General features: G+C 71.4%; 22 protein-coding genes. 19 read left to right on the top strand and 3 right to left on the bottom strand.

Going from position 1 to position 24657, the window contains the following annotated elements; translation table 11 throughout:
- Positions 1 to 300 precede the first annotated feature (300 nt).
- Positions 301 to 2661, top strand: a complete 2361-nt coding sequence (locus AB0K02_RS05885) for a bifunctional (p)ppGpp synthetase/guanosine-3',5'-bis(diphosphate) 3'-pyrophosphohydrolase (protein WP_365991262.1) — start codon at positions 301 to 303, stop codon at positions 2659 to 2661.
- 154 nt (positions 2662 to 2815) lie between these two features.
- On the opposite strand, the gene AB0K02_RS05880 is transcribed toward AB0K02_RS05885, so the two are convergent.
- Positions 2816 to 4045: a DUF349 domain-containing protein gene (locus tag AB0K02_RS05880; RefSeq protein WP_365991116.1), complete on the bottom strand. Its 1230-nt coding sequence runs from the start codon at positions 4043 to 4045 to the stop codon at positions 2816 to 2818.
- A gap of 175 nt (positions 4046 to 4220) precedes the next feature.
- Complete coding sequence (locus tag AB0K02_RS05875; RefSeq protein ID WP_365991115.1) at positions 4221 to 5015, bottom strand: peptidylprolyl isomerase; 795 nt, start codon at positions 5013 to 5015, stop codon at positions 4221 to 4223.
- A gap of 250 nt (positions 5016 to 5265) precedes the next feature.
- Between AB0K02_RS05875 and AB0K02_RS05870 the strand changes: the two genes are divergently transcribed.
- The 4 genes from AB0K02_RS05870 to AB0K02_RS05855 all read left to right on the top strand — a co-directional run bounded on the left by AB0K02_RS05870 (position 5266) and on the right by AB0K02_RS05855 (position 9454).
- Positions 5266 to 5976, top strand: a complete 711-nt coding sequence (locus AB0K02_RS05870; RefSeq protein ID WP_365991114.1) for an MBL fold metallo-hydrolase — start codon at positions 5266 to 5268, stop codon at positions 5974 to 5976.
- 11 nt (positions 5977 to 5987) lie between these two features.
- Complete coding sequence (hisS, locus tag AB0K02_RS05865; protein WP_365991113.1) at positions 5988 to 7250, top strand: histidine--tRNA ligase; 1263 nt, start codon at positions 5988 to 5990, stop codon at positions 7248 to 7250.
- A 171-nt stretch (positions 7251 to 7421) separates the two neighbouring features.
- A complete protein-coding gene (locus AB0K02_RS05860; protein ID WP_365991112.1) occupies positions 7422 to 8054 on the top strand; it encodes a vitamin K epoxide reductase family protein in 633 nt (210 codons plus the stop codon).
- 44 nt (positions 8055 to 8098) lie between these two features.
- Positions 8099 to 9454 (top strand): replication-associated recombination protein A, encoded by a 1356-nt coding sequence (locus tag AB0K02_RS05855; RefSeq protein WP_365991111.1) that lies wholly within the window; start codon positions 8099 to 8101, stop codon positions 9452 to 9454.
- Positions 9455 to 9469: 15 nt separating this feature from the next.
- Here the strand turns inward: AB0K02_RS05855 and AB0K02_RS05850 are convergent, their stop codons facing one another.
- The gene (locus AB0K02_RS05850) at positions 9470 to 10168 is read right to left on the bottom strand and encodes a DUF2470 domain-containing protein (protein ID WP_365991261.1); all 699 of its coding nucleotides are present in this window, start codon (positions 10166 to 10168) and stop codon (positions 9470 to 9472) included.
- Positions 10169 to 10356: 188 nt separating this feature from the next.
- Here AB0K02_RS05850 and rpsD point away from each other — a divergent pair, with 188 nt between their 5' ends.
- The 14 genes from rpsD (at position 10357) to AB0K02_RS05780 (ending at position 24629) form a co-directional block, all read left to right on the top strand.
- A complete protein-coding gene (gene rpsD / locus AB0K02_RS05845) occupies positions 10357 to 10971 on the top strand; it encodes a 30S ribosomal protein S4 (RefSeq protein WP_177153203.1) in 615 nt (204 codons plus the stop codon).
- A 612-nt stretch (positions 10972 to 11583) separates the two neighbouring features.
- The gene (locus AB0K02_RS05840) at positions 11584 to 12015 is read left to right on the top strand and encodes a DUF948 domain-containing protein (protein ID WP_365991110.1); all 432 of its coding nucleotides are present in this window, start codon (positions 11584 to 11586) and stop codon (positions 12013 to 12015) included.
- 6 nt (positions 12016 to 12021) lie between these two features.
- Positions 12022 to 12417 carry a hypothetical protein gene (locus AB0K02_RS05835; RefSeq protein WP_365991109.1) on the top strand — a complete coding sequence of 132 codons (396 nt, stop codon included), beginning with the start codon at positions 12022 to 12024 and terminating at the stop codon, positions 12415 to 12417.
- Complete coding sequence (gene alaS / locus AB0K02_RS05830) at positions 12417 to 15086, top strand: alanine--tRNA ligase (RefSeq protein ID WP_365991108.1); 2670 nt, start codon at positions 12417 to 12419, stop codon at positions 15084 to 15086. Before AB0K02_RS05835 ends, alaS begins: the two co-directional genes overlap by 1 nt.
- Entirely contained in the window at positions 15086 to 15556 is a 471-nt protein-coding gene (gene ruvX / locus AB0K02_RS05825; RefSeq protein WP_365991107.1) for a Holliday junction resolvase RuvX, read from the top strand. The genes alaS and ruvX overlap by 1 nt, the downstream gene beginning before the upstream one ends.
- Before the next feature lie 101 nt (positions 15557 to 15657).
- The gene (mltG, locus tag AB0K02_RS05820) at positions 15658 to 17379 is read left to right on the top strand and encodes an endolytic transglycosylase MltG (protein WP_365991106.1); all 1722 of its coding nucleotides are present in this window, start codon (positions 15658 to 15660) and stop codon (positions 17377 to 17379) included.
- Positions 17369 to 18205 carry a shikimate dehydrogenase gene (locus AB0K02_RS05815; RefSeq protein WP_365991105.1) on the top strand — a complete coding sequence of 279 codons (837 nt, stop codon included), beginning with the start codon at positions 17369 to 17371 and terminating at the stop codon, positions 18203 to 18205. Before mltG ends, AB0K02_RS05815 begins: the two co-directional genes overlap by 11 nt.
- 51 nt (positions 18206 to 18256) lie before the next feature.
- Positions 18257 to 18649, top strand: coding sequence for a hypothetical protein (locus AB0K02_RS05810; RefSeq protein ID WP_365991104.1), 393 nt, complete (start codon positions 18257 to 18259; stop codon positions 18647 to 18649).
- Positions 18650 to 18823: 174 nt separating this feature from the next.
- Positions 18824 to 20008, top strand: a complete 1185-nt coding sequence (gene aroC / locus AB0K02_RS05805; protein WP_365991103.1) for a chorismate synthase — start codon at positions 18824 to 18826, stop codon at positions 20006 to 20008.
- A gap of 29 nt (positions 20009 to 20037) precedes the next feature.
- Positions 20038 to 20562, top strand: a complete 525-nt coding sequence (locus AB0K02_RS05800) for a shikimate kinase (RefSeq protein ID WP_365991260.1) — start codon at positions 20038 to 20040, stop codon at positions 20560 to 20562.
- Positions 20559 to 21653, top strand: a complete 1095-nt coding sequence (aroB, locus tag AB0K02_RS05795) for a 3-dehydroquinate synthase (RefSeq protein WP_365991102.1) — start codon at positions 20559 to 20561, stop codon at positions 21651 to 21653. Before AB0K02_RS05800 ends, aroB begins: the two co-directional genes overlap by 4 nt.
- Positions 21650 to 22090, top strand: a complete 441-nt coding sequence (gene aroQ / locus AB0K02_RS05790) for a type II 3-dehydroquinate dehydratase (RefSeq protein ID WP_177153193.1) — start codon at positions 21650 to 21652, stop codon at positions 22088 to 22090. Before aroB ends, aroQ begins: the two co-directional genes overlap by 4 nt.
- Positions 22091 to 22226: 136 nt before the next feature.
- Entirely contained in the window at positions 22227 to 23093 is an 867-nt protein-coding gene (locus tag AB0K02_RS05785) for a Pro-rich N-terminal domain-containing protein (protein WP_365991101.1), read from the top strand.
- A 429-nt stretch (positions 23094 to 23522) separates the two neighbouring features.
- Positions 23523 to 24629 (top strand): aminopeptidase P family protein, encoded by a 1107-nt coding sequence (locus tag AB0K02_RS05780; protein ID WP_365991100.1) that lies wholly within the window; start codon positions 23523 to 23525, stop codon positions 24627 to 24629.
- Positions 24630 to 24657: the final 28 nt, after the last annotated feature.

Here is a 24657-nt window from a genome sequence, read left to right as displayed (position 1 = left end):
TTCCGGGGCACCCGTCGCCGTTCCGTCGTGGCCCCGGGCGGCACCTGTGGCGCATGCCTCTCCACCGCCTCGTACGCACCTGGACTGCCGGGTCGATACCATGGGCTTTCCGGGCCTGACCGGGGGACCCGGAACCTCCCCCAGACTCCGTCCGGGGGAACCCCCAGAGGAGTGCCCTTGCCAGACGAGGCCCAGTCCGCCGCCGCGCAGCCCGGCCAGAAGGCCGAGAAGGCCGCGGCAGCCCCTGTCACGCCCGAGCCGAAGCCGGACCGTCGGCCGCAGCCCGCCACGCCCGAGCGCGTGAGCCAGGTGCCCGTCTCCGCGCCCAAGCCCGTACCGCCCGCCACGTCGCGGTCCGGCGGCTCCTCGAACCGGGTACGCGCCCGCCTCGCCCGTCTCGGCGTACAGCGCTCGTCGCCGTACAACCCGGTGCTGGAGCCGCTGCTGCGGATCGTGCGCAGCAACGACCCCAAGATCGAGACCTCCACGCTGCGCCAGATCGAGCGCGCCTACCAGGTCGCGGAGCGCTGGCACCGCGGCCAGAAGCGCAAGAGCGGCGACCCGTACATCACGCATCCCCTCGCCGTCACCACCATCCTCGCCGAGCTCGGCATGGACCCGGCGACGCTGATGGCCGGCCTGCTGCACGACACCGTCGAGGACACCGAGTACGGCCTCGACCAGCTGCGCCGCGACTTCGGCGACTCCGTGGCCCTGCTCGTCGACGGCGTCACCAAGCTGGACAAGGTCAAGTTCGGCGAGGCCGCGCAGGCGGAGACCGTGCGCAAGATGGTCGTCGCGATGGCCAAGGACCCGCGCGTCCTGGTCATCAAGCTCGCCGACCGCCTGCACAACATGCGCACCATGCGCTACCTCAAGCGGGAGAAGCAGGAGAAGAAGGCCCGCGAGACGCTGGAGATCTACGCCCCGCTGGCGCACCGGCTGGGCATGAACACCATCAAGTGGGAGCTGGAGGACCTCGCCTTCGCGATCCTCTACCCCAAGATGTACGACGAGATCGTGCGCCTGGTCGCCGAGCGGGCGCCCAAGCGCGACGAATACCTCGCCATAGTGACCGACGAGGTCCAGGCCGATCTCCGCGCGGCGCGCATCAAGGCCACCGTCACCGGCCGCCCCAAGCACTACTACAGCGTCTACCAGAAGATGATCGTCCGCGGCCGTGACTTCGCGGAGATCTACGACCTGGTGGGCATCCGCGTCCTCGTCGACACGGTCCGCGACTGCTACGCGGCTCTCGGCACGGTGCACGCGCGATGGAATCCGGTCCCCGGCCGGTTCAAGGACTACATCGCGATGCCGAAGTTCAACATGTACCAGTCGCTGCACACGACGGTCATCGGCCCCAACGGCAAGCCGGTCGAGCTGCAGATCCGCACCTTCGACATGCACCGCCGCGCGGAGTACGGCATCGCGGCCCACTGGAAGTACAAGCAGGAGACCGTCGCCGGGGCCTCCAAGATCCGTACGGACGTCCCCAGGGCCGGCAAGGGCACCGCGGGCCAGGACACCGTCAACGACATGGCCTGGCTGCGGCAGCTGCTGGACTGGCAGAAGGAGACCGAGGACCCGAGCGAGTTCCTGGAGTCCCTGCGTTTCGACCTGTCCCGCAACGAGGTCTTCGTCTTCACGCCCAAGGGCGACGTCATAGCGCTCCCGGCGGGCGCCACGCCCGTCGACTTCGCCTACGCCGTCCACACCGAGGTCGGTCACCGCACCATAGGCGCGCGGGTCAACGGCCGGCTCGTCCCGCTGGAGTCGACGCTCGACAACGGCGACCTGGTGGAGGTCTTCACCTCCAAGGCCGAGGGCGCGGGTCCCTCCCGCGACTGGCTCGGCTTCGTCAAATCACCGCGGGCCCGCAACAAGATCCGCGCCTGGTTCTCCAAGGAACGCCGCGACGAGGCCATCGAGCAGGGCAAGGACGCCATCGCGCGCGCCATGCGCAAGCAGAACCTGCCGATCCAGCGCATCCTCACCGGCGACTCCCTGGTCACCCTCGCGCACGAGATGCGCTACCCCGACATCTCCTCGCTGTACGCGGCGATCGGCGAGGGCCATGTGGCCGCGCAGGGCGTCGTGCAGAAACTGGTGCAGGCGCTGGGCGGCGAGGAAGCCGCCAACGAGGACATCGCCGAGTCCACCCCGCCCTCCCGCAGCCGCAGCAAGCGCCGCAACAGCGCGGACCCGGGCGTGGTCGTCAAGGGTGTCGAGGACGTGTGGGTCAAGCTGGCCCGCTGCTGTACGCCCGTCCCCGGCGACCCGATCATCGGCTTCGTGACCCGTGGCAGCGGCGTGTCCGTGCACCGCGCGGACTGCGTCAACGTCGACTCGCTCTCGCAGCAGCCCGAACGGATCCTCGACGTCGAGTGGGCTCCCACCCAGTCGTCGGTCTTCCTCGTCGCCATCCAGGTCGAGGCCCTGGACCGCTCCCGGCTGCTGTCGGACGTGACCCGCGTCCTGTCCGACCAGCACGTCAACATCCTGTCGGCGGCCGTGCAGACCTCCCGCGACCGGGTGGCCACCTCGCGCTTCACCTTCGAGATGGGCGACCCGAAGCACCTCGGCCACGTGCTGAAGGCGGTCCGCAGCGTGGAGGGCGTGTACGACGTCTACCGCGTCACCTCCGCGCGTCGGCCCTGACGGGCCGCGACCACGCCGGCGGCCCCGAGACGGCTCGATCGCGCAGGCTGAGCCGGCTCGCAGGGGCTCACCCCCAGCGACAGCGCCCTGTGCACGGCAAGGCCCCGGTACGCATCGCGTACCGGGGCCTTGTCCGTGAGCCCGAGCCGGCGCCTCAGCCGCCGAACTCCTCCAGCCCCTTCAGCGCCTGGTCCAGCAGCGCCTGACGGCCCTCGAGCTCCTTGGCGAGCTTGTCCGCCTTGGCGTTGTTGCCCGCCGCGCGCGCCGAGTCGATCTGCTCACGCAGCTTGTCCACGGCCGCCTGCAGCTGGCCCGTCAGACCCGCGGCACGCGCACGCGCCTCCGGGTTCGTCCGGCGCCACTCGTTCTCCTCGGACTCCTGCAGGGCCCGCTCCACGGCGTGCATCCGGCCCTCGACCTTCGGCCGGGCGTCGCGCGGCACGTGGCCGATGGCCTCCCAGCGCTCGTTGATGGACCGGAACGCCGCGCGGGCGGCCTTGAGGTCCGTCACCGGCACCAGCTTCTCGGCCTCGGCGGCGAGCTCCTCCTTGAGCTTGAGGTTCTCCGCCTGCTCGGCGTCACGCTCGGCGAAGACGCCGCTGCGGGCGGCGAAGAAGACGTCCTGCGCACCGCGGAAGCGGTTCCACAGGTCGTCCTCGGCCTCGCGCTGGGCACGGCCCGCCGCCTTCCACTGCGCCATCAGGTCGCGGTAGCGGGCGGCGGTGGGGCCCCAGTCCGTCGATCCGGACAGGGCCTCGGCCTCGGCCACCAGCCGTTCCTTGGTCTGACGGGCCTCCTCGCGCTGCGCGTCCAGCGACGCGAAGTGCGCCTTGCGGCGCTTGGAGAACGCCGAGCGGGCGTGCGAGAAGCGGTGCCACAGCTCGTCGTCGGACTTCCGGTCGAGCCGGGGCAGGCCCTTCCAGGTGTCCACCAGTGCCCGCAGCCGCTCACCGGCGGCCCGCCACTGGTCGCTCTGCGCCAGCTCCTCGGCCTCGGTGACCAGGGCCTCCTTGGCCTGACGCGCCTCGTCGCTCTGCTTCGCGCGCTGCGCCTTGCGCTCCTCGCGGCGCTTGTCGACCGTCGCCACGAGGGCGTCGAGACGCACGCGCAGGGCGTCGAGGTCCCCTACGGCGTGGTGCTCGTCCACCTGCTGACGCAGGTGGTCGATCGCCGCCATGGCGTCCTTGGCCGACAGATCGGTGGTCTTCACCCGCCGCTCGAGGAGGCCGATCTCGACCACCAGGCCCTCGTACTTGCGCTCGAAGTAGGCCAGCGCCTCCTCGGGAGAGCCCGCCTGCCACGATCCGACGACCTTCTCGCCCTCGGCAGTACGCACGTACACGGTGCCCGTCTCGTCGACGCGGCCCCACGGGTCGCTGCTCACAGCGCCTCCTCAACCTGATGCCCACGAGGGAGTTCGCCCCCGGGCATCGTCCACAGTTTCCTGGGACGGGCCTCGCCCGTCCTGAACAACGCGAAGCCGGCCCGCGCTGCACAACGCCAATCTAGGCGACCGGCCGCCTGGCTGTCCGCACTCAGCGCGGCCGAAATTCCCCGGCTCACACCTTGGGGACGGTGGCCTTCTCGATGCTGACCGCCTTCTTGGGCGCGCCGTCGCTCGCGCCGCCCTCGACACCGGCCTCGCCCACGGCCTGGACGGCCTTGAGGCTCTTGTCGTCCATCGTGCCGAACGGCGTGTACGTGGGCGGCAGTTTGCTGTCCTTGTACACGAGGAAGAACTGGCTGCCGCCCGAGTTCGGCTGGCCGGTGTTCGCCATCGCGACCGTGCCCGCCGGGTACGTCACGGTGCCGTCGGCGCCCGCCTTGCCCAGCGCCGTGAGGTTCTCGTCCGGGATCGTGTAGCCCGGACCGCCGGTGCCGTCGCCCTTCGGGTCGCCGCACTGCAGGACGAAGATGCCCTGCGTGGTGAGGCGGTGACACTTGGTGCCGTCGAAGTAGCCCTTGTCCGCCAGCGACTTGAACGAGTTGACCGTGCGCGGGGTCTTCGCGGCGTCCATCGCGATCGTGATGGCGCCTTCGTTCGTCTTGAGGGCGAAGGTGTACTTCGCCTTCTTGTCGATCGACATGGCGGGCTCGGGCGAGCTGCTCTCGGACGGCGACGGGGTCGCGCTGGGCGAGGCGTCCGGCGAGGCGCTGTCGTTCCTGTCCTTGTCGCCGTCGCTCAGGGCCGCGCCCGCGTAGACGGCGCCGCCGGCGGCGAGCACGACGGCCAGTGCGGCCGCGATGATCGCGTTGCGCTGCTTCGCCTTCTTCCGCGCCTGCTCCCGACGCTGCTGCTGGCGCTCGAACTTCTCCCTGGCGAGCTGCCGCCGCCGCTGATCGCTGCTGACCACCGGGTCTTCTCCTTGTGGGTCGAGAACGTCGAAACGTCGTGTCCGTCGAGGTGCCGTGCACGTGGCGGGATGCCGACCGCCGGGCTCAGGGGCTGTCCGGCCTGATCCGCCGGACGGCCTCAGCCCCGTACCGTATACGGGTTGGCTGTGTGGTGAGCAGCGCCGGTAGGCTCTGAACTGCTGTGATCGGCGCGGCACAGCCGCGCGCCGATCCGCCGCATGCCTCTCGACGACCGAACTGAGGACGATCGTGCTTATTGCCGGGTTCCCCGCCGGGGCCTGGGGGACCAACTGTTACCTGGTCGCCCCCGCCGCCGGCGAGGAGTGCGTGATCATCGACCCGGGCCACCAGGCCGCCGAGGGGGTCGAGGAGACGCTCAGGAAGCATCGGCTCAAGCCCGTCGCCGTCGTGCTCACGCACGGCCACCTCGACCATGTCGCCTCCGTCGTGCCCGTCTGCGGCGCCCATGACGTGCCGGCCTGGATCCACCCGGCCGACCGCTACATGATGAGCGACCCCGAGAAGGCCCTCGGCCGCTCCATCGGCATGCCGCTCATGGGCGAGCTGACCGTCGGGGAGCCCGACGACGTCAAGGAGCTGACCGACGGCGCCGCGCTCAGCCTCGCCGGCCTCGACTTCTCCGTCTCGCACGCGCCCGGCCATACCAAGGGGTCGGTGACCTTCCGGATGCCCGAGTCCGCGGACGTTCCGTCCGTCTTCTTCTCGGGCGACCTGCTGTTCGCCGGCTCCATCGGACGCACGGACCTGCCCGGCGGCGACATGGACGAGATGCTCGAGTCGCTGGCCCGGGTGTGCCTGCCGCTCGACGACTCGACCGTGGTGCTGTCCGGCCACGGTCCCCAGACGACCATCGGCCGTGAGCGCGCCACCAACCCGTATCTGCGCGAGGTGGCGGCCGGCCTCGGGAGCACCCAGCCCGCTCCCCGACGAGGAATGTGACGAGACTTTCCGTGAGTGTTTTCCAGGCCCCCAAGGGCACGTACGACCTGATCCCGCCGGACTCCGCGAAGTTCCTCGCGGTGCGCGACGCGATCTCCGCCCCGCTGAAGAACTCCGGCTACGGCTACATCGAGACGCCCGGCTTCGAGAACGTGGAGCTGTTCGCGCGCGGTGTCGGCGAGTCCACCGACATCGTCTCCAAGGAGATGTACGCCTTCGAGACCAAGGGCGGCGACCGGCTCGCGCTGCGCCCCGAGGGCACCGCTTCCGTGCTGCGCGCGGCCCTGGAGGCCAACCTCCACAAGGCCGGAAACCTGCCCGTCAAGCTCTGGTACTCGGGCTCGTACTACCGCTACGAGAAGCCGCAGAAGGGTCGCTACAGGCACTTCTCGCAGGTCGGCGCCGAGGCGATCGGGGCGGAGGACCCCGCGCTGGACGCCGAGCTGATCATCCTGGCCGACCAGGCCTACCGCTCGCTCGGTCTGCGCGACTTCCGCATCCTGCTGAACTCCCTGGGCGACAAGGAGTGCCGTCCCGTCTACCGCGAGGCGCTCCAGGGCTTCCTGCGGGACCTCGACCTCGACGAGGACACCCGCCGCCGGGTGGAGATCAACCCGCTGCGGGTCCTCGACGACAAGCGCGCCGACGTGCAGAAGCAGCTGGTGGGCGCGCCGATGCTGCGCGACTACCTGTGCGACGCGTGCAAGGCGTTCCACGAGGAGGTGCGGGCGCTGCTGACGGCGGCCGGCGTCGCCTTCGAGGACGACGAGAAGCTGGTGCGCGGCCTCGACTACTACACGCGCACCACGTTCGAGTTCGTCCACGACGGCCTGGGCTCTCAGTCCGCGGTCGGCGGCGGCGGCCGCTACGACGGCCTGTCCGAGATGATCGGCGGCCCGGCGCTGCCCTCCGTCGGCTGGGCTCTCGGCGTCGACCGCACGGTCCTCGCGCTGGAGGCCGAGGGCGTCGAGCTCGACCTGCCCGAGGCCACCAGCGTCTACGCGGTCCCGCTCGGCGAGGAGGCCCGCCGTGTGCTGTTCGGTGTGGTGACCGAGCTGCGCAAGGCCGGCGTCGCCGCCGACTTCAGCTACGGAGGCAAGGGCCTCAAGGGCGCCATGAAGAACGCCAACCGCTCGGGCGCCCGGTACGCCCTCGTCGCGGGCGAGCGCGATCTGTCCGAGGGCATGATCCAGCTCAAGGACATGGAGTCCGGCGAGCAGCAGCCCGTCGCGCTGGACGGCGTGGTCGCCAGGCTGCGCGCCGAGCTCGGCTGACAGCGCGCCGCGAAGGGGCCCGGGGCGTCAACTGCCGCGGGCCCCTTCGCCGTTGTGCCGTTCCCGCGGCGTCGCCCGGGGGTTTTCCTTATCCGCAGCGAACGGAGAGAACCGGGTGCGGTGCGGCAGAATGGCGGTGCCCAGCAGACCGGCGAACGATGGAACGGCGATATGACGACTGCAGCGGTTGACGGCGTGTCCTCCGGGACGGGGGACGACGCGCGCGGGCGTGTCGGAGCGGGGCGTGGGTTCGCGTGGATGCTGGTGGTCACGGGTGCGGCGGGGCTGCTCGCGGCGTGGGTGATCACGCTCGACAAGTTCAAGCTGCTGGAGGACCCGGGGTTCACGCCCGGGTGCAGTCTGAATCCGGTGGTGTCGTGCGGGAACATCATGAAGAGCGAGCAGGCGGCGGTGTTCGGCTTTCCGAACCCGATGCTGGGCCTGGTCACGTACGGCATGGTGATCGCGATCGGCACGGCACTGCTCGCCGGCGCCCGCTACCGCCGCTGGTACTGGCTGGGGCTGAACGCGGGGACGCTCTTCGGCGTCGGGTTCTGCACGTGGCTGATGCAGCAGTCGCTGTACGAGATCAACGCGCTGTGCCTGTGGTGCTGCCTGGCGTGGGTCGCCACGATCGTCATGTTCTGGTACGTGACCTCGCACAACGTCCGTCACGGTCTGCTGCCGGCGCCGGCCGCGGTGCGGGGGTTCCTGGACGAGTTCACGTGGGTGCTGCCGGTGCTGCACATCGGGATCATCGGGATGCTGGTGCTGACCCGCTGGTGGGACTTCTGGACCGGCTGACCGGCCCATGGGCGGTGTCAGTGCTCTGACATAGGCTTCACGATGTGGAGCCCGACCTGTTCACCGCCGCAGCCGAAGAACGCCAGGAGAAGGACCCGACCAGCAGCCCCCTGGCGGTCCGGATGCGCCCGCGCACCCTGGACGAGGTGGTCGGCCAGCAGCATCTGCTCAAGCCCGGATCACCGCTGCGCAGGCTGGTCGGCGAGGGCGGCTCGGGCCCGGCGGGCGCCTCCTCGGTGATCCTCTGGGGACCGCCCGGCACCGGAAAGACCACCCTCGCGTACGTCGTCTCCAAGGCGACCAACAAGCGCTTCGTCGAGCTGTCCGCCATCACCGCGGGCGTCAAGGAGGTCCGGGCCGTCATCGACGGCGCCCGCCGGGCCGCCGGCGGCTTCGGCAAGGAGACCGTCCTCTTCCTCGACGAGATCCACCGCTTCTCCAAGGCCCAGCAGGACTCCCTGCTCCCCGCCGTGGAGAACCGCTGGGTCACGCTGATCGCCGCCACCACGGAGAACCCGTACTTCTCCGTGATCTCCCCGCTGCTCTCCCGCTCCCTGCTGCTCACCCTGGAGCCGCTCACCGACGAGGACATCGCCGCTCTGCTGGAGCGCGCGCTCACCGAGGAGCGCGGGCTCGGTGGCGCGCTCGCCCTGCGGGAGGACGCGCGGGCGCACCTGCTGCGCATCGCGGGCGGCGACGCCCGGCGGGCCCTGACCGCCCTGGAGGCGGCGGCCGGCGCGGCCATCGACAAGGGCGAGGAGGAGATCACCCTCGAGACCGTCGAGGAGACCGTCGACCGCGCCGCCGTGAAGTACGACCGCGACGGGGACCAGCACTACGACGTCGCGAGCGCGCTCATCAAGTCGATCCGCGGCTCGGACGTGGACGCCGCGCTGCACTATCTGGCCCGCATGATCGAGGCGGGGGAGGACCCCCGGTTCATCGCCCGCCGGCTGATGATCTCGGCCAGCGAGGACATCGGTCTCGCCGACCCCACGGCCCTGCCGACCGCCGTGGCGGCCGCCCAGGCCGTCGCCATGATCGGCTTCCCCGAGGCCGCTCTCACGCTCAGCCACGCGACGATCGCGCTGGCACTCGCCCCGAAGTCGAACGCGGCCACCCTCGCCATCCAGGCAGCCCAGCAGGACATCCGCGACGGTCTCGCCGGCCCCGTCCCGCCGCACCTGCGCGACGGCCACTACAAGGGGGCAAGGAAGCTCGGCCACGCCCAGGGCTATGTCTATCCGCACGACGTCGCCGGAGGCATCGCCGCCCAGCAGTACGCGCCGGACGCGGTCCACGGCCGCCGGTACTACGAGCCGACGCGCTACGGCGCCGAGGCGCGGTACGCGGACGTGGTGGAGAAGGTGCGCGAGCGGCTGCGCGGGGACGCGAAGTAGCCCGCACCGTGCCGGTCAGTGCGCGGCGGCCTCGAAGAGCGTGTGCATCGCGCGCCGCAGTGCGGTGATGTCGCGCACGGGCTCCGGGAAGTCGAAGCGGGCGTCGAACGGCTTGTCGCCGGTGAACCGCACCCGCAGTCCGAAGCGGTCGAGCGCCAGCGGCACCGCCCGCCGTCCCGCGCCCGCGCCCGTGTCCGCGCCGCGCTCGCCGAGCAGTCCGGCGAGCGCCTGCACCTGGTCCGAGTGCGCGGTGTCCAGGTGCTGGAGCAGTTCGGTCTCGTGGGCCACCAGCGGATCCGCCGACGCCCGCGCCAGCTCCTCCGCCTCGACGGCGGACGCGCCCCACAGGTCGTCGACGCTCGCCTCGCCCACCTCCAGGCGCAGCATCATGGAGCCGGGCTCGGTCGCGAGGCCGGGCGCGCAGGTCAGCCAGCCGGAGACCCAGGCGCGGCCGCGGATCCGGTGGGGCACGGCGACCGGCGCGACGTCGGTGATCTCCAGCACGGCCGAGAGCTCGTCGTCCTGCGCGTGGGTCGCCGCCCGGACGACGGGGGAGTCCACGGGGAAGAGGAGGAACACCTCGCCGTCCGTGCCGAAAGCCCTGGCCTGCGGGCTCAGCTGGTCGAACCGGGCCCCCTCGACTCCGGGAACGAGCAGTACCGCCGAGGATGTACTCTGTACGAGAGTTCGTGTGCGCTCGGCTGCTGACGGCATCCGGGTGATTTCAAGCCCGCTGGGACGCGGCTGACCATGAGCTGATCGGACCTCCGTCACCTCGGCGCTCGACGAAGCGTCGGCGTTCTTCGTGCTGTCCGTGATGCGCTTGGTGTTCCCAGGGCGAGACATGCGATCTCCTTGAGTAAGGTGAGCCTAACCTAACCTACAACGGAGGTCTGGAGAACGTGCCTAACCAGTCGCGTCCCAAGGTCAAGAAGTCCCGTGCGCTCGGTATCGCGCTGACGCCTAAGGCCGTCAAGTACTTCGAGGCCCGCCCCTACCCGCCGGGCGAGCACGGCCGTGGCCGCAAGCAGAACTCGGACTACAAGGTCCGTCTGCTCGAGAAGCAGCGTCTGCGTGCCCAGTACGACATCAGCGAGCGCCAGATGGCGCGCGCCTACGACCGCGCCAAGAAGGCCGAGGGCAAGACCGGTGACGCGCTCGTCATCGAGCTCGAGCGCCGCCTCGACGCCCTGGTCCTGCGTTCGGGCATCGCCCGCACCATCTACCAGGCCCGTCAGATGGTCGTCCACGGCCACATCGAGGTCAACGGCGGCAAGGTCGACAAGCCGTCCTTCCGTGTCCGTCCCGACGACGTCGTGATGGTCCGCGAGCGCTCCCGCGACAAGGCCCTGTTCCAGGTCGCTCGCGAGGGTGGCTTCGCCGCCGACGGTGAGACCCCGCGCTACCTGCAGGTCAACCTGAAGGCCCTGGCGTTCCGCCTGGACCGTGACCCGCAGCGCAAGGAGATCCCGGTCATCTGCGACGAGCAGCTGGTCGTCGAGTACTACGCCCGCTGATCCTGGGACCCTCCCAGCGGCAGCCGGCGGAGTAACTCCCCCGCGCCTCAGCCCGCCGCTTCCCCACCGTTTCCGGTGGGGGAGCCGGCGGGCTTCCGCGTTCTCGGGGCCGCGGCCGTACGCGGGTCCGGTGGCGGGGCGCCGCCGGCGCCGGCGGTCAGCAGCGTGACACCGCGGGTCGGCCGCCGCGGGCGCAGGCGGTCAGCACCGTGAACCGCAGGCCGGCCGTCGCGTGCCGCGAGGAGCGGCGACGTGCCGATTCACCGGCGACGACCGCTGTCACCGGCCGGGAGCAGCCGGGAGCAGCCGGGAGCGGTCGGGAGCGGCCGGGCGCGTGGCCGACTGCTGCGAGCTCGTCCGCCCTGCCCACGAGGTGGCTCGGTTCCGCGCGGAGGACCGTCCCCAGGGGGCATCCGGTCGGCCGGTGGGGAGCCGGCGCGAGGGGACCATCGAGCAGGGCACGCAGCGTACCGATACGGAAGCATTGCGTACAGTTCGGTTCCCCATGGCGCCGCTCGCCGACCGCTAATGCGGTACGGGGTGCCACCCCGGGCGCGATAGGGTCGGGATACGACTTTTCAGGTGCCAGACGACAGCAGAGAGCGGTGCGCAGTGACCGGTGGAGAGGTTGCCGGGATTCTGGTGGCCGTCTTCTGGGCGATCTTGGTCTCCTTCCTCGCCGTGGTGCTGGTGAGGCTGGCGCAGACGCTCAGAGCGACCACCCGACTCGTGGCGGACGTGACCGAACAGGCGGTGCCCCTGCTGGCGGACGCCTCCGCGACCGTGCGCTCCGCACAGGCCCAGCTCGAGCGGGTGGACGCCATCGCGAGCGACGTCCAGGAGGTCACCTCCAACGCCTCGGCGCTGTCCACGACCGTCGCCTCGACGTTCGGCGGCCCGCTCGTCAAGGTCGCCGCTTTCGGGTACGGCGTACGGCAGGCTCTCAGCCGCAGGGGCGAGGACGCCCCGGCCCCTGACCCGAGGCGCACCGTGATCGTCGGCCGGTCCGTGCCCTCCGCGCGACGCAAGAAGCGGAAGGGCTGAGGCGCCATGTTCCGCCGCACGTTCTGGTTCACGGCGGGCGCCGCAGCCGGCGTCTGGGCCACCACCAAGGTCAACCGCAAGCTCAAGCAGCTCACCCCCGAGAGCCTCGCCGCGCAGGCGGCGAACAAGGCGATCGACGCGGGCCACCGTCTCAAGGACATCGCCGTCGACATCCGCGCCCAGATGCTGCAGCGCGAGGCCGAACTGGGCGAGGTCCTGGGGCTGAACGCGGCACCCGGCGGTGAACTCCCCGCGGCCGGGCGCCGGGCAGAGATCGAGCACGGCCGGCCCGCGCCGATCACGTACCTGCACAGCAGGACCAAAGACCCCTACCGCACGACCAAGGACACCACCGAAGCCTCGGGCCCCGAGACTTCGTACAACCGGAATGAGGACCACTGATGGAGTCGGCTGAAATCCGCCGCCGCTGGCTGAGCTTCTTCGAGGAGCGCGGGCACACCGTCGTGCCTTCGGCGTCGCTCATCGCGGACGACCCGACTCTGCTGCTGGTCAACGCGGGCATGGTGCCGTTCAAGCCGTACTTCCTCGGTGAGACCAAGCCGCCGGCCCCGCGCGCCACCAGCGTGCAGAAGTGCGTCCGCACCCCGGACATCGAAGAGGTCGGCAAGACCACCCGCCACGGCACGTTCTTCCAGATGTGCGGCAACTTCTCCTTCGGCGACTACTTCAAGGAAGGCGCCATCAAGCTCGCCTGGGAGCTGCTCACCAGCCCCCGGGACAAGGGCGGTTACGGCCTGGAGCCGGAGAAGCTCTGGATCACGGTCTACCTCGACGACGACGAGGCCGAGACGATCTGGCGCGACGTGATCGGCGTGCCCGCCGAGCGCATCCAGCGCCTCGGCAAGAAGGACAACTTCTGGTCGATGGGCGTCCCCGGCCCCTGCGGACCGTGCTCCGAGATCAACTACGACCGCGGCCCGGAGTTCGGCGAGGAGGGCGGCCCGGCCGTCAACGACGAGCGCTACGTGGAGATCTGGAACCTGGTCTTCATGCAGTACGAGCGCGGCGCCGGCGAGGGCAAGGAGGACTTCCCGATCCTCGGCGACCTGCCGAGCAAGAACATCGACACCGGTCTCGGCCTCGAACGCCTCGCGATGATCCTGCAGGGCGTGCAGAACATGTACGAGACCGACACCCTGCGCGTCGTCATGGACAAGGCCACGGAGCTGACCGGCGTCCGGTACGGCGACAAGCACGAGTCGGACGTCTCGATGCGCGTCGTCGCCGACCACATCCGTACGTCCGTGATGCTCATCGGTGACGGCGTCACCCCGGGCAACGAGGGCCGCGGCTACGTGCTGCGCCGCATCATGCGCCGCGCCATCCGCAACATGCGCCTGATGGGCGCCACCGGCCCGGTGGTCAAGGACCTGGTCGACGTCGTGATCGAGACGATGGGGCAGCAGTACCCGGAGCTGATCACCGACCGCAAGCGCATCGAGACCGTCGCCGCCGCCGAAGAGGCCGCCTTCCTCAAGGCCCTCAAGGGCGGTACCAACATCCTCGACACCGCCGTCACCGAGACCAAGGCCGCCGGCGGCACCGTGCTCCCCGGCGACAAGGCGTTCCTGCTCCACGACACCTGGGGCTTCCCGATCGACCTCACTCTCGAGATGGCCGCCGAGCAGGGCCTGAGCGTGGACGAGGACGGCTTCCGCCGTCTGATGAAGGAGCAGCGGGACCGGGCCAAGGCCGACGCCAAGGCCAAGAAGTCCGGCCACGCCGACCTGTCCGCCTACCGCCAGGTCGCCGACACCTCCGGCACCACCGAGTTCACCGGTTACACCTCCACCGAGGGCGAGTCGACCGTCGTCGGCCTGCTCGTCGACGGCGTCTCCTCCCCGGCCGCCTCCGAGGGCGACGAGGTCGAGGTCGTCCTCGACCGCACGCCGTTCTACGCCGAGGGCGGCGGCCAGCTCGCCGACCAGGGCCGGATCAAGCTGGACACCGGTGCCGTCATCGACGTCCGCGACGTCCAGCAGCCCGTCCCCGGCGTCAGCGTCCACAAGGGCGTCGTCCAGGTCGGCGAGGTCACCGTCGGCGCCTCCGCCTACGCCGCCATCGACGTACGGCGCCGCCGGGCCATCGCCCGCGCCCACAGCGCCACGCACCTGACCCACCAGGCGCTGCGGGACGCCCTCGGCCCGACCGCCGCCCAGGCCGGCTCGGAGAACTCGCCGGGCCGCTTCCGCTTCGACTTCGGCTCGCCGAACGCCGTCCCCGGCACGGTCCTCACCGACGTCGAGCAGAAGATCAACGAGGTCCTCGCGCGTGAGCTCGACGTGCACGCCGAGGTCATGAGCATCGACGAGGCCAAGAAGCAGGGCGCCATCGCCGAGTTCGGCGAGAAGTACGGCGAGCGGGTGCGCGTCGTGACCATCGGTGACTTCTCCAAGGAGCTGTGCGGCGGTACGCACGTCCACAACACCGCCCAGCTGGGCCTGGTGAAGCTGCTCGGCGAGTCCTCCATCGGCTCCGGCGTACGCCGCGTCGAGGCCCTCGTCGGCGTGGACGCGTACAACTTCCTCGCCAAGGAGCACACGGTCGTCGCCCAGCTCCAGGAGCTGGTCAAGGGCCGCTCCGAGGAGCTGCCGGAGAAGATCGCCGCCATGCTCGGCAAGCTGAAGGACGCCGAGAAGGAGATCGAGAAGTTCCGTGCGGAGAAGGTGCTGGGCGCCGCCGCCGGTCTCGCCGAGAGCGCCAAGGACGTCCGCGGTGTCGCCCTGGTGACCGGCACGGTCCCGGACGGCACGTCCGCCGACGACCTGCGCAAGCTGGTCCTCGACGTGCGCGGCCGCATCCCCGGCGACCGCCCGGCCGTCGTCGCCGTGTTCACCACCGCCAACGGGCGTCCGCTCACCGTCATCGCCACCAACGAGGCCGCCCGTGAGCGCGGTCTCAAGGCCGGCGACCTGGTCCGCACCGCCGCCAAGACGCTGGGCGGCGGCGGCGGCGGCAAGCCGGACGTCGCCCAGGGCGGCGGCCAGAACCCGGACGCCGTCGGCGACGCGATCGCCGCCGTCGAGCGTCTCGTCGCCGAGACGGCCTGATGACGATGCGCAGAGGACGTCGTCTCGCCATCGACGTCGGGGACGCCCGGATCGGGGTCGCCTCGTGCGACCCCGACGGGCTCCTTGCCACGCCGGTGGAGACCGTGCCGGGACGCGACATCCCGGCCGCCCACCGGCGGCTGCGCCGGCTCGTCGAGGAGTACGAGCCGATCGAGGTCGTCGTCGGTCTGCCCCGCTCGCTCAGCGGCGGCGAGGGACCGGCGGCGAAGAAGGTCCGTAGCTTCGCACAGACGCTCGCCCAGGGCATCAAGCCGGTCCCGGTACGACTGGTGGACGAGAGGATGACCACAGTGACGGCCACCCAGGGCCTGCGGGCTTCGGGTGTGAAGTCCAAAAAGGGCAGGTCCGTCATCGATCAGGCTGCCGCTGTGGTGATCCTCCAGAACGCTCTGGAGTCCGAACGGGCGTCCGGTATTGCTCCGGGAGAGGCCATCGAAGTGGTTGTCTGATCGCGATACGGTAACGTTCCGCGGGATGCGGCGTGTTCGAACAACCGCCGCAGACAAGAGAGGCGGATCGTTTCGCGCCGTCTCGCGGCCCTAGGGGATCGATGACTGAGTATGGCCGGAGCCCCGGCTCCGAACCGTGGCATCCCGAGGACCCCTTGTACGGGGACCAGGGATGGGGAGGCCAGGCGGCCCCGGCCGGCCACGCTCCGTACGGCGGCCAGCCGCAGCAGCAGTACCCACAGGCGCCGCAGTACGGCACGCAGCAGGACGCGTACCAGCAGCAGTACGGCACGCAACAGGGCGGGTACCAGCAGCAGTACGGCACGCAGGACCCCTACCAGCAGGCGCACGACCCCTACCAGCTGGGGGCGCCTCCCGGGCCGCAGGGCCCAGGGGGACAGTACGACGGCGGCTGGGACACCGGACAGCAGACGGCCATGCCCTACGGCGCCGATCACGCGGGCGGCCACGGCGGTCATCCCGCCGGTTACGGCAGTGCCCAGGAGTCCGAAAACTACAGCACGTCCGAGGCGTATCCCCCGCCGCAGCCCCCCGGCCGTCGGCAGCGGGAGCCCGAACCGGCCGTCGACTGGGAGCACGAGGCGGCGCAGGAGGAGACCCACCCGTTCTTCACCGGTGACGACGGGCGGCGGGACGACGGGCGCGGTGACGTCGGGCGCCGTGACGACGGCGACGACGGATATGACGCGGAGCCGCGCGGCGGGGGCCGCGACCGGCGCGGCAAGGGCCAGAAGAAGAGCCGCAACGGCCTGGCCTGCCTGGTGGTCGCGGCAGTCCTCGTCGGAGGCCTCGGCGGCGTCGGCTACGTCGGATACCAGTTCTGGCAGGACCACTTCGGCGCGCCCGAGGACTACGCGGGCGCCGGCACCGGCTCGGTCCAGGTGGAGATCCCGAGGGGCGCCGGCGGCTACGAGATCGGCAACATCCTCAGGGAGGCCGGTGTCGTCAAGAGCGTCGACGCCTTCGTCGCCGCCCAGGAGGAGAACCCGAAGGGCAAGACCATCCAGGACGGTGTCTACCTCCTGAAGAAGCAGATGTCGGCGGCGAGCGCGGTCGAGCTCATGCTGAGCCCCGCCAGCCGCAACAACCTGATCATCGCCGAGGGCTTGCGCAACGCCCAGATCTACGCGGCGATCGACAAGCAGCTCGAACTCAAGCCGGGCACCACCGAGGACGTCGCCGAGAAGCAGGCGGACAAGCTCGGTCTGCCCGACTGGGCCACCGGCCACGAGGATCTGAAGGACCCTCTGGAGGGCTTCCTCTTCCCGGCCAGCTATCCGGCCGCCAAGGGCACCAAGCCCGAGGCCGTCCTCAAGAAGATGGTGGCCCGCGCCAACCAGGAGTACGAGAAGGCCGGCCTGGAGTCCAAGGCGGCCGAGCTGGGGCTCAAGAACCCGTGGGAGCTGCTGACCGTCGCGAGCCTGGTGCAGGAGGAGGGCAAGACGCATGACGACTTCCGCAAGATGTCCGAGGTCGTCTACAACCGCCTCAAGCCCACCAACACCGAGACCAACCAGCTCCTGCAGTTCGACTCGGCCTTCAACTACCTCAAGGGTCAGAGCGAGATCGACATCTCTGAGGACGAGATCAACAGCAACATGGACCCGTACAACACGTACACGCAGAAGGGTCTGACGCCGGGGCCGATCAGCAACCCGGGCAACGAGGCGATCAACGCGGCGCTGAACCCGACGAACGACGGCTGGATCTACTTCGTCGCAACCGACGGAATGAACAAGACGGAATTCGCCAAGACCTACGACGAGTTCCTGGTACTGAGGGACAAGTTCAATGCCAGCTAGGGCCGGAGCCCGCAGGGCGGCCGTACTCGGTTCGCCGATCGCCCACTCTCTCTCCCCGGTGCTGCACCGCGCCGCCTACGCCGAACTCGGCCTCGACGACTGGTCCTACGACCGGTTCGAGGTCGACGAGGCGGCGCTGCCGGCGTTCGTGGAGGGGCTGGACGCGTCCTGGGCGGGCCTGTCGCTGACGATGCCGCTGAAGCGGGCGATCATCCCGTTGCTCGACGGCGTCAGCGACACCGCCGCCTCGGTGGAGGCCGTCAACACCGTCGTGTTCACCGACGACGGCCGTCGCCTCGGCGACAACACCGACATCCCCGGCATGGTCGCCGCACTGCGGGAACGCGGCGTGGACAAGGTCGAGTCCGCCGCCGTCCTCGGCGCGGGCGCGACCGCCTCGTCCGCACTCGCCGCCCTCGCGCAGGTCTGTGCCGGGCCGGTCACGGCGTACGTGCGCAGCGCGGCCCGTGCCGATGAGATGCGCGGCTGGGGCGAGCGCCTCGGCGTCCACGTCCGCGTCGCCGACTGGACCGACGCCGCCGAGGGGCTGAGCGCTCCACTGGTCGTCGCCACGACCCCCGCCGGCACGACCGACGCACTCGCGGCCGAGGTGCCGGAGCGGCCGGGCACGCTGTTCGACGTGCTGTACGAGCCGTGGCCCACGGCGCTCGCGGCCGCATGGTCCGGCAGGGGAGGCGCGGTGGTCGGCGGCCTCGACCTCCTGGTGCACCAGGCGGTGCTCCAGGTCGAGCAGATGACCGGCCGCTCACCTGCGCCCCTGCGGGCGATGCGAATCGCCGGTGAACGCGCGCTCGAAGCCCGCTAGGATCTGCGCGTTCGATCAGGAGCACGTCAATAGCACAGGGGGAGTCCGGCCATGGAAACCGGTCAGCCGCAGGCGTCGATCGCCAAGAACATCTTCGAGGGCATCGTCCAGTTCCTGCCCGACTGGCTGCAGATCCCGATTCTGTGCCTGATCATCCTGCTGATCGTCCTCGGCTGGGTGTCGTCGGTCCGCAAGAAGATCGCGCGGCGCCGTGCGGCGCGGAACCCGCAGCCGGTGCCCACGGCCCTCGGCAGCCAGGGCAGCGGCGCGGATCACCTCGGTCAGTACGCCCCGGCGCAGCAGGCTGCGCAGCAGCCGAGTGGCGCGGACTACCTCGGTCAGTACGCCCCCGCCCAGCCGGCCCCGCAGGCCGCTCCGCAGCAGCCCAGCGGCGCGGACTACCTCGGGTCGTACGCGCCCCAGCAGCGCCGCGACGGCCACTGACGACCCGCTGCCGGCCGTCCACGGGCGTCCGCCAGGTGGACCGGTGGCCGGGAGCCGGGCGCGGACGTGGGAGGATCGAGTCAGGCGGGCCAGGGCCGCGCCTCCCCGGCCCCTGCCGGGAGGTTTCCCCAGGCCGCGCCGTCGCAGTTCCACGCGCGAGCATGAGGAGCACCGTTGAGCAGGTTGCGTTGGCTGACCGCGGGCGAGTCGCACGGACCCGCACTGGTGGCGACGCTGGAGGGTCTTCCCGCCGGTGTGCCGATCACCACCGAGATGGTGGCGGACCACCTTGCCAGGCGGCGCCTCGGCTATGGGCGCGGTGCCCGGATGAAGTTCGAGCGCGACGAGGTGACCTTCCTCGGCGGCGTCCGGCACGGTCTCACCATGGGCTCCCCGGTGGCCGTCATGGTGGGCAACACCGAGTGGCCGAAGTGGGAGAAGGTCATGGCGGCCGACCCCGTCGACCCCGATGAGCTCGCCCAGCTGGCGCGCAACGCGCCGCTGACCCGGCCCCGCCCCGGCCACGCCGACCTCGCCGGCATGCAGAAGTACGCGCTGGAGGAGGCCCGGCCGGTCCTGGAGCGGGCGAGCGCCCGTGAGACCGCTGCGCGCGTCGCGCTCGGCGCGGTGGCCCGTTCGTACCTCAAGGAGACGACGGGCATCGAGATCGTCTCCCACGTCGTCGAGCTCGCCTCGGCCAAGGCGCCGTACGGCGTCGTCCCCGTCCCCGCCGACGAGGAACGCCTGGACGCGGACCCCGTCCGCTGCCTGGACGCCGACGCGAGCAAGGCGATGGTCGCGGAGATCGACCAGGCCCACAAGGACGGCGACACCCTCGGCGGCGTCGTGGAGGTCCTCGCGTACGGCGTGCCCGTCGGGCTCGGCTCGCACGTCCACTGGGACCGCCGCCTCGACGCCCGGCTCGCCGCCGCGCTCATGGGCATCCAGGCCATCAAGGGCGTCGAGGTCGGTGACGGCTTCGAGCTCGCCCGCGTGCCCGGCTCCCAGGCGCACGACGAGATCGTGCCCGGGGAGGACGGCATCCGCCGCAGCTCCGGCCGCTCCGGCGGTACGGAGGGCGGCATGTCGACCGGCGAGCTGCTGCGCGTCCGGGCCGCGATGAAGCCGATCGCGACCGTGCCGCGCGCGCTCAGGACGGTGGACGTCACCACCGGCGAGCCGGCCGCCGCGCACCACCAGCGGTCCGACGTGTGCGCCGTGCCCGCCGCCGGCATCGTCGCCGAGGCCATGGTCGCGCTGGTCCTCGCGGACGCCGTCGCCGAGAAGTTCGGCGGCGACAGCGTCGGCGAGACCCGCCGCAACGTGCAGTCGTACCTCGACAACCTGCACATCCGGTGAACGCCCCGCTGATCGTCCTCGTCGGGCCGATGGGCTCGGGCAAGTCCACGGTCGGCGAGCTGCTGGCCGGGCTCCTCGGCGTCGGGTTCCGGGACACCGACGCCGACATCGTGGCCGCGCAGGGCCGGGAGATCGCCGACATCTTCGTCGACGAGGGCGAGCCGTACTTCCGCGAGCTGGAGCGCGCGGCCGTGCGCGCCGCGCTCGCCGAGCACACCGGCGTCCTGGCCCTCGGCGGCGGCGCGATCCTCGACGAGGGCACCCGGGAGCTGCTGGCCGGACTGCCCGTCGCCTATCTGTCGATGGATGTCGAGGAAGCGGTGCGGCGCGTCGGACTCAACACCGCCCGTCCGCTGCTCGCCGTCAACCCGCGGCGCAGCTGGCGCGAACTCATGGACGCCCGCCGCCACTTGTACACCGAGGTGGCCCGCGTCGTCGTCGCGACGGACGACCGCACACCTGACGAGGTCGCCCGCGCGGTCCTCGACGCACTGGAGCTGAAGACGGTAATCCCGGGTGACGAGACCCCGGAACCCCGGCAGGAGAAGAAGTGACTGACCAGGCAGTGACGCGTATCCAGGTCGGCGGCACGGCCGGCACCGACCCGTACGAGGTGCTGGTCGGCCGGCAGCTCCTCGGCGAGCTGGGCGGGCTGATCGGGCCCAAGGCGCAGCGCGTGGCCGTCATCCACCCCGAGGCGCTCGCCGAGACCGGTGAGGCCCTGCGCGCGGACCTCGCCGACCAGGGCTACGAGGCCGTCGCCATCCAGGTGCCCAACGCGGAGGAGGCCAAGACCGCCGAGGTTGCCGCCTACTGCTGGAAGGCGCTCGGACAGACCGGCTTCACCCGCACCGACGTGATCGTCGGCGTCGGCGGCGGAGCCACGACCGACCTCGCCGGCTTCGTCGCGGCCAGCTGGCTGCGCGGTGTGCGCTGGATCGCCGTCCCCACGACCGTGCTCGCCATGGTGGACGCGGCCGTCGGCGGCAAGACCGGCATCAACACCGCCGAGGGCAAGAACCTCGTCGGCGCCTTCCACCCGCCGGCCGGCGTGCTCTGCGACCTGGCCGCGCTCGACTCGCTGCCGGTCAACGACTACGTCAGCGGCATGGCCGAGATCATCAAGGCCGGTTTCATCGCCGACCCGGTGATCCTCGACCTCATCGAGGCCGACCCCGCCGGCGCTCGCACGCCGGAGGGCCCGCACACGCACGAGCTGATCGTCCGCTCCATCCAGGTCAAGGCGGACGTCGTCTCGTCCGACCTCAAGGAGTCCGGCCTGCGCGAGATCCTCAACTACGGTCACACGCTCGCCCACGCGATCGAGAAGAACGAGCGCTACAAGTGGCGCCACGGCGCGGCCGTCTCGGTCGGCATGGTCTTCGCCGCCGAACTGGGCCGCCTCGCCGGGCGGCTGGACGACGCCACCGCCGACCGGCACCGCGCCGTGCTCCAGTCCGTCGGGCTCCCGCTGACCTACCGCGGCGACCAGTGGCCCAAGCTGCTGGAGACCATGAAGGTCGACAAGAAGTCCCGCGGCAACCTGCTGCGCTTCATCGTCCTCGACGGCCTCGCCAAGCCGACCGTCCTCGAGGGGCCCGACCCGGCGGTGCTGCTCGCCGCGTACGGGGAGGTCTCCGCATGAGCCGCCGGACGCTGGTGCTCAACGGCCCCAACCTCGGCCGCCTGGGCTCCCGCGAGCCGGACGTGTACGGCGCGACGTCGTACGCCGGGCTCGTGGAGACCTGCCAGGCGCTCGGCAAGGAACTCGGTCTCGACGTCGAGGTCCGGGAGACCAACGACGAGGGCGAGATGATCCGCTGGCTCCACGAGGCGGCAGACGGATCGATTCCGGTCGTTCTCAACCCCGGTGCGTTCACGCACTATTCGTACGGGATGCGCGACGCGGCGGCCCAGCGGACCGCGCCGCTGATCGAGGTGCACATCTCCAACCCGTACACCCGCGAGGCCTTCCGGCACACGTCCGTGGTCGCCTCGGTCGCCAGCGGGACCATCGCGGGCTTCGGCATCGGCTCCTACCGGCTCGCGCTGCGCGCGCTGGCCGACGAACTGGACGGCTGAACGCCGGGACCGGGCACTTCTCGCCGCCCTCGGCCGTTGTGGCGACAGCGGCCGGGGGCGGTCGCACATCCGAACGGCTCCGGGAGGGTACCGTTCGGTAGATCAGCGTCAGTCGTACGAGACGGAGTGGCACCGGATGCAGCACGCAGTGGGGGCTCCGCTGCCGCCTCACCACCGCCCGGGGCAGGGACAGGCCGCCTGGACACCCGGCGCCCACCACCCGGGTCCGGTTCCCGGCCCTCCCGCAGGGCCCCCGCCGCCCCCGCCGCCTCCTCCTCCGATGTCCGGTCCGGCGCAGCCCGGGTGGCCCGCCGCGCCGCAGCACCCGTCCGGCCCACAGCACCCGTCCGCATCGCCGTCCCGTGAGACGACGGGCCACGTCCAACTGCCGCCGGCGCAGCCCGTCCCGATACCCGACCCGCCTCCGGCGGACATGGGCACGGGGACGGCCATGCTCGCCGTGCTGCTGATCGGCCCCGCCGGCGCGGGCAAGACGACGGTGGCGCGCCACTGGGCGAAGCACCGCCGCGTGCCCACGGCGCACATCAGCCTCGACGACGTACGCGAATGGGTCTGCTCCGGTTTCGCCGACCCCCAGGACGGCTGGAACGACAACTCCGAGGCCCAGTACCGCCTCGCCCGCCGCACCTGCGGCTTCGCCGCACGCAACTTCCTGGCCAACGGGATCTCCTGCATCCTCGACGACGCGGTCTTCCCCGACCGCCCGGTCGTCGGCCTCGGCGGCTGGAAGCGCCATGTGGGCCCCGGGCTGCTGCCGGTGGTGCTGCTCCCGGGCCTGGAGATCGTCCTCGAACGGAACGCGGAACGCACGGGCAACCGCCGTCTGTCGGACGAGGAGGTCGCGGGGATCCACGGCCGGATGGCGGGCTGGTACGGCTCTGGCCTGCCGATCATCGACAACTCGAAGTACGACGTGGAAACGACGTCCCGCGTACTGGACGACGTCCTGGCCCGCGCGATCGCCAGCCCCCCGACCTGGTAGTCGCCCAAATCCCCGCCGGGGCTCCGCCCGAACCCCGCGCCTCAATCAGTCGCCGGCGGGGCTGGTCATGCCTGGCACAGGTCTCAAGCACCGACGGGACCGCCCACAGCCGCCCTCGAAGGGCCCGGGGCGCCGCCCCGGTCTCGGGGTGGCGGAGGCGAACCCCAGCGCAGCGGCACCCACGCAGCGGCCAGCCGGAGGCCCGGCCGCCGGGCCGGGGTTGCGGCCGTATGGCCGTCGGGTCCCTGGTCAGGCGGTGGCCGGTTCCGGGACGGAGGTGCTGCCCACGGCCGCCGGGCCGTAGCGCAAGGGCGGCCGGAGGGGAAGCGCCCCCGCGGCGGCGCCGTGCCCGTGGCCCCCGCGCACCGGAAGGGCCCCGCTCGGCCGCGTCACCGGGCCGGTCCGCCATCGGGCTCGTACGCTCGGAGAATGTCCGAGGTCTTTGGCGCCCGACGCGGTCGGCTGCGCGACCGGTGCGCGGTCACCGGCAGCGCAGCGGTCCTGATCTCCCGACCCGCCAACGTCCGCTATCTCGCCGGCACCTCCCCGCCCGGCGCCGTACTGCTGCTCGGCCCCGACGAGGACGCCCTGCTGTGCCCCCGCACCCCCACCGGCGACCCCGTCGACGGGCGGCCCGACGAGGAGCTGCGGCTGACCGTGCTCCCCGCGTCCGCCGGCGACCCGGTCGTCGCCGCCGCCGAGCTGGCGCGCGGTTCCTCGGCGGACGCGCTGGCCGTGGAGGAGCACCACTTGACCGTCGCCCGTTACCGGGCGCTGCAGTCCGTCGCACCGCACCTGCGCATCACCGACCTCGGTCTCGCCGTCGAGCAGCAGCGCATCGTCAAGGACGAGGACGAGATCGCCTGTCTGCGCATCGCTGCCGAGATCACCGACCAGGCCGTGGGCGAACTCCTCGAGTCCATCCTCGTCGGCCGCACCGAACGGCATCTCGCCCTCGAACTGGAGCGCCGTCTCGTCGACCACGGCGCCGACGGCCCCGCCTTCCCCACGTCCGTGGCCACCGGTCCGAACTCCGGGCGGCCCGGTCACCGCCCCAGCGACCGCCGTGTCGAGGAGGGCGACTTCCTGTCGGTCTGTCTCGGCGCGAACTACCGTGGCTACCGCTGCGAGATCGGCCGCACCTTCGTGATCGGCACGACGCCCGCGGACTGGCAGGTCGAGCTCTACGACCTCGTCTTCGCCGCTCAGCGCGCGGGCCGCGAGGCACTGCTGCCGGGCACGGCCTACCGCGAAGTGGATCACGCGGCCCGCCACATCCTCGACGCCGCGGGCCACGGCGAGGACCTCGAACCCCGCACGGGGCACGGCGTCGGGCTCGAAATCGGTGAGGACCCGCAGCTCGCCCCTGCGGCCATGGGTAAACTGGACGCTTGCGTGCCGGTCACCGTCGAACCGGGGGTCCACCTCCCGGGCCGGGGCGGCGTCCGGATCGATGACACGCTCGTCGTGCGCCAGGAGGCGGACGGCGGCCCCGAGCTACTCACCATCACGACCAAGGAGCTGCTCGCGCTCTAGTGCGCGCCTCCGCAGCCACTGGGTCGTC

The organism is Streptomyces sp. NPDC049597 (assembly GCF_040675505.1).
Taxonomy (GTDB): Bacteria; Actinomycetota; Actinomycetes; order Streptomycetales; family Streptomycetaceae; genus Streptomyces.
This window is presented reverse-complemented; position numbering and strand designations above follow the sequence as displayed.

Coding starts and splice junctions, on each gene's coding strand:
- AB0K02_RS05860 (WP_365991112.1), top strand. CDS start 7,422: ATGACGACTGCAGCGGTTGACGGCGTGTCCTCCGGGACGGGGGACGAC.
- AB0K02_RS05850 (WP_365991261.1), bottom strand. CDS start 10,168: ATGCCGTCAGCAGCCGAGCGCACACGAACTCTCGTACAGAGTACATCC.
- AB0K02_RS05835 (WP_365991109.1), top strand. CDS start 12,022: ATGTTCCGCCGCACGTTCTGGTTCACGGCGGGCGCCGCAGCCGGCGTC.
- alaS (WP_365991108.1), top strand. CDS start 12,417: ATGGAGTCGGCTGAAATCCGCCGCCGCTGGCTGAGCTTCTTCGAGGAG.
- ruvX (WP_365991107.1), top strand. CDS start 15,086: ATGACGATGCGCAGAGGACGTCGTCTCGCCATCGACGTCGGGGACGCC.
- mltG (WP_365991106.1), top strand. CDS start 15,658: ATGACTGAGTATGGCCGGAGCCCCGGCTCCGAACCGTGGCATCCCGAG.
- AB0K02_RS05815 (WP_365991105.1), top strand. CDS start 17,369: ATGCCAGCTAGGGCCGGAGCCCGCAGGGCGGCCGTACTCGGTTCGCCG.
- AB0K02_RS05810 (WP_365991104.1), top strand. CDS start 18,257: ATGGAAACCGGTCAGCCGCAGGCGTCGATCGCCAAGAACATCTTCGAG.
- AB0K02_RS05800 (WP_365991260.1), top strand. CDS start 20,038: ATGGGCTCGGGCAAGTCCACGGTCGGCGAGCTGCTGGCCGGGCTCCTC.
- aroQ (WP_177153193.1), top strand. CDS start 21,650: ATGAGCCGCCGGACGCTGGTGCTCAACGGCCCCAACCTCGGCCGCCTG.
- AB0K02_RS05785 (WP_365991101.1), top strand. CDS start 22,227: ATGCAGCACGCAGTGGGGGCTCCGCTGCCGCCTCACCACCGCCCGGGG.
- AB0K02_RS05780 (WP_365991100.1), top strand. CDS start 23,523: ATGTCCGAGGTCTTTGGCGCCCGACGCGGTCGGCTGCGCGACCGGTGC.